This window comes from uncultured Apibacter sp. (assembly GCF_946479295.1).
Lineage (GTDB): Bacteria > Bacteroidota > Bacteroidia > Flavobacteriales > Weeksellaceae > Apibacter.
This window is the reverse complement of the sequence record NZ_CAMLFD010000017.1, coordinates 42,920-54,287: the sequence shown is the minus strand read 5'-3', so window position 1 is coordinate 54,287 and position 11,368 is coordinate 42,920. Positions and strand designations below refer to the sequence as shown.

Genomic DNA, 11,368 nt, shown 5'->3' with positions numbered 1-11,368 from the left:
TTTTCTTTTATCTCTTGAATTGTCATAATCATATTTCAGCTATCTTTATAAGATGCAAAATAAATGAATATCAATAGAATAACCCATAACACAAAGGAATATAAAACAACAAAAAAGGAATAAATTATTTTTAGTTAGTTATTTTATACCTTTGTAAATAAGAAAAAATTATAAAAAAATGAATACAGATATAGCGCCTAAAAAAGTACATCAGGGAAGGAATATAAAAAGACTCCGTGAAATGCTAGGAATTAAACAGGAATCTTTAGCTACTGAATTAAATATTACTCAAGCAGGGGTGTCTAAACTGGAAAGCAAAGAAGAAATAGAAGAAGAAACATTAAAAAAAGTAGCTGAATTTTTAAAATTACCTGTAGATGCTATCAAAAATTTTAATGATGAAGGTGCTTTAAATTTTGTAGCTAATACTTTTCACGATTCGGCAGTTGGAAACAATTATTATCCAACATTCAATCCAATAGATAAAATAATAGAGCTTTATACAGAGAAAGAGGCTCTTTATGAACGGATGCTAAAAGAGAAAGATGAGTTATTGGCAAAGTTTATTAAATAGAATTTCGTTTTTAAACAATATTTAAACTCTGTTAAAAAAAGTTATTACTTAAAATGAATACGTCTTTTGAAATATTAAAGACATTTTTTTGTACTCATAAATTAAGTACATAATAAAAAGAAAGCTGAATAATAAAAATTTTCAGCATAAGTTGAGGTAGTAAAACACTGGTTAACGACTGATAAAAATTTCTGAATTAAAATACTTTATCAAAATTTTTCGTTATTTTTTTCCGCATTTATAAAATAACAAAAGGCTTAAATATTTAATTATAAATTATTTAAGCCTTTTAAATTGTAGCCCCAGCGAGGATCGAACTCACATCTAAAGTTTAGGAAACTTTTGTTCTATCCATTGAACTATGAGGCCAATTTTTAAAATTTATTTGCAAAAGTATGAAAAACTAAGGAAATTTTGAACTATAAATTTATTCCAGAATTGTATAACACCCTCCTAAGTTATTCAACTTACATTTGTATAGGTAAATAGATGATAAATTTTATTATTATATATAAGCAAAATTATGAATTCTTCTACAAAAAATAAAAGTATATATTACATTCCTTTAGAAAATTTAACTAAAAAATCTGATCTATCTAAAATTGAAAATGTTTTAGATTCAATCAAAGAAATTGATTCTTATAACTTGGAATTAAATTCGCAAAAAATCAAGTTATCTAGTAAATATCCAGATGTAGCAATCTCTAAGGCTGTGTCTGATCTTACAGAGCTAGGTTACAAATTTCCTATTGTTAAAAATAATTTTCCGCTCATGAACATGAGTTGTGCTTCTTGTGCCAATAGCAGCCAAAACATTTTAAAAATGCAACCGGGAGTTTTATCGGCTAATGTAAACTTTGCAAATGAAACAGCATATATTGAATATATTCCTTCTCTAATAACTCCGCAAAGTTTGAAAGAATCTTTGAATGAAGCAGGATATAATCTTATTATCGACCAAAATGAAGATTCTCAAAATTCGGTAGAAGCCATACAAAAAAGTCATTATGAGTCGCTAAAAAAGAAAACTATTGGAGCAATGATTTTTTCTATTCCTTTACTAATTATAGGAATGATTCCTTCACTAATGTATAAATCTTGGTCAAATTATGTTATGTGGTTATTAGCAACTCCAGTTGTTTTTATATTTGGAAAACAATTTTTTAAAGGTGCTTATAATCAAGCTAAACATCATACTGCTAATATGGATACTTTGGTTGCAGTAAGTACAGGAACGGCCTATATTTTTAGTATTTTTAATACTTTATTTCCTTCTTTTTGGTTAAGTCACGGATTAAAGCCTCATGTCTATTTTGAAGCTTCAGCAGTGGTCATAACTTTTGTTTTATTAGGTAAAATATTAGAGGAAAAAGCCAAAGGTAATACGTCTTCGGCTATTAAAAAATTAATGGGGCTACAACCTAAAACCGTGGTTATAATTAATGGCACTAATCAAGAAGAAATTCCCATTAAATCTGTTACTCCCGGAATGATAATTTTGGTTAAGCCCGGAGAAAAAATTGCCGTAGACGGAACGGTTATTTCTGGAAATTCCTTTGTCGATGAAAGTATGATCAGCGGAGAACCAATACCTGTTGAAAAAGAAAAAGGTGCTAATGTATATGCCGGAACCATTAACCAAAAGGGAAGCTTTCAATTTTGCGCCGATAAGGTTGGAAAAGACACCCTTTTATCTCAAATTATAACTACAGTACAAGAAGCTCAAGGAAGTAAAGCTCCCGTTCAGAAATTGGTAGATAAAATAGCCGGTATATTTGTACCTGCTGTCTTTATTATTGCTGTATTTTCTTTTTTACTATGGATACTTTTTGGAGGAAATCAAGGATTTATTTTTGGATTTCAAAGTTTTGTTACAGTATTAGTTATAGCTTGTCCGTGTGCTTTAGGATTAGCTACTCCTACAGCTATAATGGTAGGTATCGGTAAAGGCGCAGAAAAAGGTATTCTAATAAAAGATGCAGAAAGTCTTGAAGTTACTAAAAATATCACTGCCGTGGTATTGGATAAAACGGGTACGATAACAGAGGGAAAACCTCTTGTAGAAGAGATTAAATGGTTTTCATCTGATCATGAAGAGAAGAAACAATTATTATATAGCATTGAAAGATCTTCTGAGCATCCTTTAGCGGGTGCAATTATACATTTTTTTGATAAAGAAAATATTCCTTTTATATCTGATATGGAAATTCATAATTTATCAGGAAAAGGAATTATTGGCATTTATAAAAATCAAAAGTATTTTATTGGAAATTATTCTTTATTAAAAAATAATAATATATATCTATCTGATGAGGTCAAAAGTTGGATAAATACAAAACTAGAGTTATCAACAACGGTTATACTATTTGCCGATGAAAAAAATGTACTTGCGGCAATTTCTATATCAGATAAAATCAAATCAACATCCCAAAAGGCTATTAAAGAAATAAAAAATTTAGGAATAGAAGTTCATATGCTTACCGGAGATAATAATGCAACGGCTAGTTATGTTGCAAAAGATACCGGTATTAATTTTTATAAAGCAGAAGTCTCACCCCAAGATAAAATAGAATATATTAAAGAGCTTCAACGTAAATCTAAAATTGTAGCCATGGTTGGGGATGGAATAAATGATAGTGCCGCTCTAGCTCAAGCTGATGTAAGTATAGCTATGGGAAGAGGTTCTGATATTGCCATAGAAGTTGCTAAAATGACAATAATTTCCGGAGATTTACTAAAAGTACCTGAAGCAATCAAATTATCTAAACAAACAGTAAAAACTATTAAACAAAATTTATTTTGGGCATTCATCTATAATATTATCGGTATTCCAATTGCCGCAGGAATTTTATATCCTATTAACGGGTTTTTATTAAATCCTATGATTGCCGGTGCAGCTATGGCTTTAAGTAGCGTTAGTGTAGTAAGTAACAGTCTTCTTTTGAAATTTAGAAATTAAGTGATCAAAACCTCTTAGAAATATAAACCATTAATTAATAGGTATAAACCTAATATGGGGTTTAGAATTTTTTTAGACGATCTAAAGATAAATAGTAAACAAAAAGCCTCCTATAAAAGGAGGCTATAATACAAAACTCAAAAAATAAAATTAATCTACATATATTCTATTATTTAATTAATATAGCGATGCTTATATATACTGCACAAATCATTGCTATAAAATAAATTAATGTGAGTAATGAAATAGAAAGTCTAACATGCTTCATAAAGTTTAGTGTTTAAAGGTTAAACTAATGTATATGATGTAACAATTAAATGAAATATTTAGTATTTTAATAATACAAATATATGACATTATTTTATTTATATAAATATAATATTTGTCATATATAAATATTATAAAATAATACTTTATAATTTATAAAAAAACAATCAATATACCGCATAGATTCAATATTACTATTGAAACAAATGATCTATATAAATGCTAATAAGAAAAAGAATAATTTTAAACAAAAATTATTTATAAGAAGTTTAAAATCTATATTTATTATTTTATATGCTACTTTATTTTATGAATTAATTTATATAGTAATTATTTGACTATTAATTACTAAAAGAGCTAATTAAGATTCAATTATAAAATTATTAACTAATTTTAAAAAAAAAATTGAAGTTTTTTACTATTATTATAATATTATAATAATATTTTTTTATATTATAATAAAAATAATTATTCAGAAATAACATAAATTATAAAAATAAATATATACATTATTTATAACTATTTGTTTTATAAAAAAATTATTTCAAATAGTAAAATCTTATATTTTTATGGAATTCCGTAATAAATCTTTTTGAAATATTTATAATTTCATGTTCACAAAATATAAAGTACCATTTTTATTTGAATTAATTACTAAAATCTATTTCGTTAAAAATTAATTTATATTTATTAGTAAGTAAAGTATTAATTTAATACTTAATCTAACTTAGTGAATGAAAGGTCTTGTTGAATACCTGATATGTCTTTAAAATTAGTCCTGAGTGAAAACTCAGGATTTTTATTAAAATTGAATTAAAAAATAAAATTCTTTTATCATGTTCTATAATTTCGAGGTTTACAATTTCTGTAACTAAAGCAGTTTACAATACTCCTATAATAAATTTTTTTGTATATCCCAAATATTCATAATCTTTTACTAGATATAATATATTTATAGTTGTTTCTTCATTCATTTCGAATACATTTTTTGTAAAGAAAATGTACAGCCATATAATAATTCATAACTTTGGTTAAAATAAGATAACCGAAAAAGAATAAGTTATTTTTAGCGGATTATTTTATATTTTTGTAGATAAGAAAATAAGAAATATGAATATAGATACAGCACCCAAGAAAGTACATCACGGAAGAAACATAAAAAGACTTTGTGAAATGTTAGGAATTAAACAAGATTCTTTAGCAATTGAACTAAATATAACACAAGCTGCTGTATCAAAACTAGAGAATAAGGAAGAAATTGAAGAAGATACTTTAGAAAAAATAGCTAAGTTTTTAAAATTGCCAGTAGATGCTATCAAGAATTTTAATGATGAAACTACTGTTAGTTTTATATCTAATACTTTTAACAATACTCATGGTTTTATGTACTCAACTTATACCGACTGTACATTTAATCCTATTGAAAAAATTATAGAACTCTATAATGAAAAACAAGAATTATACGAAAGAATGCTAAAAGAAAAAGATGAATTATTAGAAAAGTTGTTGAAGAAATAAAATTATTTTTATCTAAGATCTTAAATTTTATATTCATATACAAAATAAATAGGTACTAAATAGATATTATTCTTTCTTATTTTCGTACTCTTTTATTGAAATGTTCTTTTTTTACGTCTTTTTTTAAAGTGGCTATAAAACCATTTTCCTTTTGGTTTCTTTATCTAAATTTTATATTTTTTTTAGGCTTTAGTGCTTATTGAGCATATTTGTTTGGATTTTGTCTTTTTGCTTCTTCATATAGATAAGTATATTGTAATATTGAAGACGGGATTAGAAGAATAAAACAAATCGGCTTGTAAAATTATTTGACTAATTTTAAAATACTCACTTTACCCGCCAAAAGCCAGTCAGTATTAAGTTCATAAATTCTTTCAATTTTATCAGACTGTATTAATTTTCTCATCGATGATACATAAGCGTTTGATACACCAATGGTTCTACCAAATTCACTTTTCGATATTTTTTAATATTGTAAGTATTCTTTAGGCCTATCTTTTACAGTCATATAAAAATTGTTTAAAAAAAATTTTTTCTTAAATGCTGTAGGGTCGTTGAATTTGCATTGAATATACCAATCTTGATTAAGTTTTTCCTTTTTGAAGTTTTCCGGTTTTTGAGCTTACCCAAATTTCAGGGTATGAGTACTCGAATTTTGTTTTCTTTGTCATAGTAATTACATTGCTGTTTACATTATTGTTTGTAATTACATGCTCGATATTTAATAAAAAAAGCTATAAACCTTTTAGGAAAGGTTTATAGCTTAGTGACCACGGAGGGATTCGAACCCCCAACCCTCAGAGCCGAAATCTGATATTCTATCCAGTTGAACTACGTAGCCCTGCAAATATTTTTGCAATTATACTAATAATTTATTCTAACTTCATCATAATATTTGAAATTTCTTCAGCTTTTTCTTTTTCATACATAGAATCAATGGGATGAAGCACTTGTAATATTTGTCCGTATGAATACATTAGATTTTGTAAGGATAATTTTTGATCTTTAGCATTATTTTTTCCTAGCATTTCAAATATTTTTAATCTTTTATCTAAAGGTTTTAAAGATTCTGTTATATAGGCTAAAGCTTTATCTTTTTGATTTAATTCTAAATACGTATTGACAATATTATCTACAATTAATGTATAGTAGCTAGATAATTTATTCATATCATCACTAGCAAATACTTGATCATGTGGAGATAAAGAAAGATAATAATTTAATTCTTTAGCAATTTGATCTTTATATGCATTTGCTAACTTCAACCCTTCATTCTCTTTACCTATAAGGAAATAACCGGAAATGATTGAATTATAGGAAGGCGTAGCCGGATACATGTTTAAAGGTATTTCTTTATTAACTAATTCCAAAATATCATTGGCTCGTTTTTTATCACCACTTTTTGCTAAAGCTATAGCGGCTCTTCCGCAAGACATTCTATAATTTAAAACATTACTTCTACATGTTTCATCGAAATAAGCTTTAGGATCTTTTAAATTACCGAATTTATAGTTCATTACTAACTGATATAGAGTATTTGGATTTATCCTACCTTGTTCTCCTGAACTATTTTCCGGAGTATAAATAGGTACTAGCTTTGAAACCACCCCTTGATATTCCAAATAATTTTGTGCAAACATGATATTGGATTGTGAATAAGTTCCTCCAGAACTAAAATAAATAGATCGATCCCAGTTATAGTTTGCTAATAAATCTAGCATGGCTAAACCATCTTTATATAAAGCTTGTTTATTTATCTTTAAAACAACAGTATTTACCATCAATGAGGAATCTTCAGGCTTTACAATTCCATATTTCAATGCATTATCTTTGTTTACAGGCAAGCAAATCTTATTTACGGGAATAAATCCAACATCCGTATCTCTATAATCTCTTTCTGTAAAATATGTATATAATTCTTTTATAGCCGCCTGATCTTTTTTATTCTTAAGGAAATTAATAGCTTCTTTTGCAGTTAAGCTGTCTTTAACGGCAAATTTCTTAAATTCTGCAATATTGGGAGGTATACTATCAGCCGGAATATTATCAAAAATTTGCTTCCAAAAATCTCGACTTAATAAAATTACTTGATCATTAACTCCGTCTCTATATTCATCATGATTTAATGAAGAAGGGATACCCGGTGCTTTATAGGTTCTTCTCTGAACTTGATCAATGTACCAAGCAGTTCCCAACAAAGTAAAGTTTACTACTTTTGCATCTGATCTGAATTCTTCCGTTTCTTGTAATGCCCACAGAGGATACGTATCATTATCTCCATATACAAAAAGTATAGGATTATTGTTATCTAAACCTTGTAAATAACTTTTAGAGAAGTCATATGCTGTATATCTTCTACTTCTGTCATGATCATCCCAATTTTGAAAACCTACTAAAACTGGCACTCCTAAAGTAATTAATCCGATAATTAATCCTATTTGTTTTTGCTTAATTTTATTTAACAAATACATAATTGCAGTTACTCCCATACCTATCCATATCGCAAATGTGTAAAAAGAAGTTACCAAAGCATAATCTCTTTCCCTTGGTTCGAACGCTTTAATACTGGTGTACAATATGATTCCAACACTCGCCAGCAAGAATAATGCAATTAAGGAAAAATTTCTTCCCGGATCTCTGTTTAACTGAAAGAAAAAACCTATTAATCCTAATAGTAATGGTAACATATAATATTTATTAGTTGCCTTATTTACATATGCATCCGGTAATTTACTTTGATCTCCTAATCGTAAATTATCTAGAAATTTAATTCCACTAATCCAGTTTCCTTTAGTGGATTCGTAATTTCCTTGTAAATCATTTTGACGACCGGCAAAATTCCATAAAAAATAGCGTACAAACATATACCCCATTTGGTAGGTCATCATAAAATCAAGATTTTGACCTAATGTAGGTTTTTTTACATTCAACAGCTCATTTTGTTTAGCTATTTGATAATCGCGCACGGATATTTCTCCCGAATTTTTTTTCCTAACTAATTCATCGAAAACTTTTTGAGCGTCGGGGTTCCCTATATATTTAGAATTTAAGGTAAAATTAGGATAGCCTTCCATTAATCCGTAATTATCTATGACGCTAGGATCAGGATTATACATTCGCGGAAAAATACTAATTTGTTCCGGATTGAATTTATAATTTATTCTTCTTCCTGTTTCAATATATCGTCCTGAATTTTCATCCTTTTCATATATAGGCCCATTATCATCTGTCCCGATGATTCCATTCGGATCTAAATATGCAGTGTAATTGGCTCCGTAAAATACCGGCCAATCTCCGTATTGAGCTCTGTTATAATAATCTAACATACCTATGGCATTATCAGGATCATTTAAATTGATCGGGGGATTTGCCTTAGCCCTTATAGGTAAAACAATCCAACTCGAAAAACCGATCAGCATAAAAAGAATAGATAAAATAATAGTATTTAAAGTTCTATATCTATGTTTTGAAGTATATCTCAATGCTAGATAGAAAGCTATTATTAAAACTAAAAATGCAAATACGGAACCCGTATTAAATGGCATTTGTAGATTATTCACAAAGAAAATTTCGCATTTCCCAAAAAAAGACATGGTAAAAGGAAATATAATTTTGAAAACAGCTAAGAATACGCCTCCAATAGCAATATTCGCTATGATAAAATTCTTCCAGGTAAAGGTATATTTTTTAACATAATAAATATAGCCTAAGGTTGGTACTACCAATATTACCATTAAGTGAATACCAACTGATAATCCGATAAGAAGCGATATTAAAATAAGCCATTTATCAGAACGAGAATCAGATAAGTTATTCTCCCATTTGCACATAAGCCATAGTAATAGAGCTGTAAAACAAGAGGCAGCTGCATACACCTCTCCTTCTACCGCAGAAAACCAAAATGTATCCGTAAATGTGAAAGTTAAAGCTCCTACAGCTCCACTTAATAAGATAATAGCCTTTTGATAGATGGTAAATTCTTTAGGTTCGGAATTTAAAAATAATGTTTTTCTAACCATATGGGTAATGGTCCAAAATAAAAAGAGTATGGTAAAGGCGCTCATAATAGCAGACATAGCATTAATAACAATGGAATATTTGCTATGATCGCCAAAAGCAAATATAGCCCAAACTGCTCCTAATATCTGAAAAAATACAGCACCTGGAGAATGGGTTACTTCTAGCTTCACCGCTGAAGATATGTATTCTCCACAATCCCAAAAACTAAAATTCGGTTCTATAGTGAGTAAATACGTTAGGGCAGCAATTAAAAAAACTCCCCAACCGGTTAGATTGTTTAATTTATTATAACTTAACTTCATTTTACCTTGATTCTTGTTTGCGAATATACTAATAATATTATTTTTAAAAGTTTCAATAAAATATTTTATTCAATTTTTATATAAAAATATAGTGTTGTGTCAGTATAGTTTATCTATATATCTTTTCCCATTATTTGAATGTAATAAAATTAAATTACGATATTTGTTAAGTGAAAAATTCATTCAATTTACTATGGGGTTTTTAAAGAAAAAAATTGCCCAAGGATGGGCATCCATGCATATAAAAAATGAAAATAAATGGATTAATAATCCTGTAAAAGTGCAAAATTATTGGTTTCAAAAACTTATCAGAGAATCACAACATACAAATTTCGGCAATGATTTTTCATTTGCTCAAATACAATCTATTTCCGACTTTCAAAATCAGGTGCCTGTACAAAATTATGAAAGTTTAAAGCCCTATATTGAAAAAATTAAATCCGGCCATACTAACATTCTATGGCCTAAAAAGCCGCTTTATTTTGCTAAAACCTCGGGCACTACATCGGGTACTAAATACATTCCGATTTCAAAAGAATCAATGCCTTTTCATATTGAAGGTGCAAAAAGTGCTTTACTGCATTATATTTACAGGAAAAGGAATCCGAATTTTATAAATGGAAAAATGATATTTTTACAAGGAAGCCCTGTTTTGGAAAATAACCATGGTATTATGACAGGGAGACTTTCAGGAATATCAGCTCATTTCGTACCTAAATATCTTCAGTATAACCGTATGCCTTCTTGGAAAACTAATTGCATTGAAGATTGGGAGACGAAAGTAGATAAAATTGTAGAAGAAACAATTTCTCAAAATATGACCTTAATTAGTGGTATTCCTCCTTGGTTAGTAATGTATTTTGAGAAATTAATAGTTAAATCAGGAAAATCTGTAGGTGATATATTTCCAAACTTGCAAGTACTTGTTACCGGAGGGGTCAGTTATAAACCTTATGAAGAGAAAATCTATGAATTAATTGGAAGAAAGCTTGATATCATACAAACATATCCTGCTTCTGAAGGGTTTATTGCTTTTCAAGAAGATGTAGATAGAGATGGATTATTACTGATGCTTAATCATGGGATTTTCTATGAGTTTATTCCTACCGAGGAATTAGGTAAATCCAATCCTAAAAGACTTACCTTAGAACAAGTAGAACTAGATACGGATTACGCCATTATTCTTACTACTAATGCCGGATTATGGGCTTATGAAATAGGAGACACGGTACGTTTTATTAGTAAGAATCCTTATAAAATCATAGTTACAGGTAGAACAAAACATTTTACCTCTGCTTTTGGAGAACATGTAATTTCTTTCGAGGTAGAAGAATCCATTAAAGAGACGATGGAATCGACCGGATGTATTGTTCAAGAATTTACTCTGGCTCCTCAGGTAAATCCTTTGGAAGGCCTACCATACCATGAATGGTTTATAGAATTTGAAAAACCACCGGTTTCCATTTCAGAATTTGAATTTATACTTGATAATGCTTTACGAAAAAGAAATACTTATTATAACGATCTTATTTCCGGTGCGATTTTAAGACCTTTAAAGGTTTCTATGATTAAAAAAAATGGATTCAACGATTATATGAAAGAAATAGGTAAACTAGGAGGACAAAATAAGCTTCCGCGTTTATCTAATGATAGAGCTATCGTGGATAGGCTTGAAAAATATGTTTTAAAAACATTGTAAAGTAATATATTATTTAGACCTAAATTACT

The 11,368-nt window shown here is 28.4% G+C and carries 5 protein-coding genes and 2 tRNA genes; 4 read left to right on the top strand and 3 right to left on the bottom strand.

Features of this window, described 5'->3' with window-relative positions; genetic code table 11:
- Positions 1-178: 178 nt before the first annotated feature.
- On the top strand, positions 179-574 hold the full coding sequence (locus Q0T35_RS09655) for a helix-turn-helix domain-containing protein (protein ID WP_295812724.1): 396 nt from the start codon (positions 179-181) through the stop codon (positions 572-574).
- 297 nt (positions 575-871) lie between these two features.
- Here the strand turns inward: Q0T35_RS09655 and Q0T35_RS09650 are convergent.
- Positions 872-943 (bottom strand) — tRNA-Arg (locus Q0T35_RS09650).
- Between the two features lie 154 nt (positions 944-1,097).
- Between Q0T35_RS09650 and Q0T35_RS09645 the strand changes: the two genes are divergently transcribed.
- A complete protein-coding gene (locus tag Q0T35_RS09645) occupies positions 1,098-3,533 on the top strand; it encodes a heavy metal translocating P-type ATPase (RefSeq protein WP_295842821.1) in 2,436 nt (811 codons plus the stop codon).
- Between the two features lie 1,377 nt (positions 3,534-4,910).
- Positions 4,911-5,318 (top strand): helix-turn-helix domain-containing protein, encoded by a 408-nt coding sequence (locus tag Q0T35_RS09640; RefSeq protein ID WP_293919320.1) that lies wholly within the window; start codon positions 4,911-4,913, stop codon positions 5,316-5,318.
- Between the two features lie 767 nt (positions 5,319-6,085).
- Here the strand turns inward: Q0T35_RS09640 and Q0T35_RS09635 are convergent.
- Positions 6,086-6,159 (bottom strand) — tRNA-Arg (locus tag Q0T35_RS09635).
- Between the two features lie 31 nt (positions 6,160-6,190).
- Complete coding sequence (locus tag Q0T35_RS09630) at positions 6,191-9,640, bottom strand: DUF2723 domain-containing protein (protein ID WP_295842819.1); 3,450 nt, start codon at positions 9,638-9,640, stop codon at positions 6,191-6,193.
- A gap of 193 nt (positions 9,641-9,833) precedes the next feature.
- On the opposite strand from Q0T35_RS09630, the gene Q0T35_RS09625 reads away from it, so the two are divergent.
- Positions 9,834-11,339 (top strand): GH3 auxin-responsive promoter family protein, encoded by a 1,506-nt coding sequence (locus Q0T35_RS09625; protein WP_295842815.1) that lies wholly within the window; start codon positions 9,834-9,836, stop codon positions 11,337-11,339.
- The last annotated feature ends 29 nt before the right edge of the window (positions 11,340-11,368 follow it).

Coding starts and splice junctions, on each gene's coding strand:
- Q0T35_RS09625 (WP_295842815.1), top strand. CDS start 9,834: ATGGGGTTTTTAAAGAAAAAAATTGCCCAAGGATGGGCATCCATGCAT.
- Q0T35_RS09655 (WP_295812724.1), top strand. CDS start 179: ATGAATACAGATATAGCGCCTAAAAAAGTACATCAGGGAAGGAATATA.
- Q0T35_RS09645 (WP_295842821.1), top strand. CDS start 1,098: ATGAATTCTTCTACAAAAAATAAAAGTATATATTACATTCCTTTAGAA.
- Q0T35_RS09630 (WP_295842819.1), bottom strand. CDS start 9,640: ATGAAGTTAAGTTATAATAAATTAAACAATCTAACCGGTTGGGGAGTT.
- Q0T35_RS09640 (WP_293919320.1), top strand. CDS start 4,911: ATGAATATAGATACAGCACCCAAGAAAGTACATCACGGAAGAAACATA.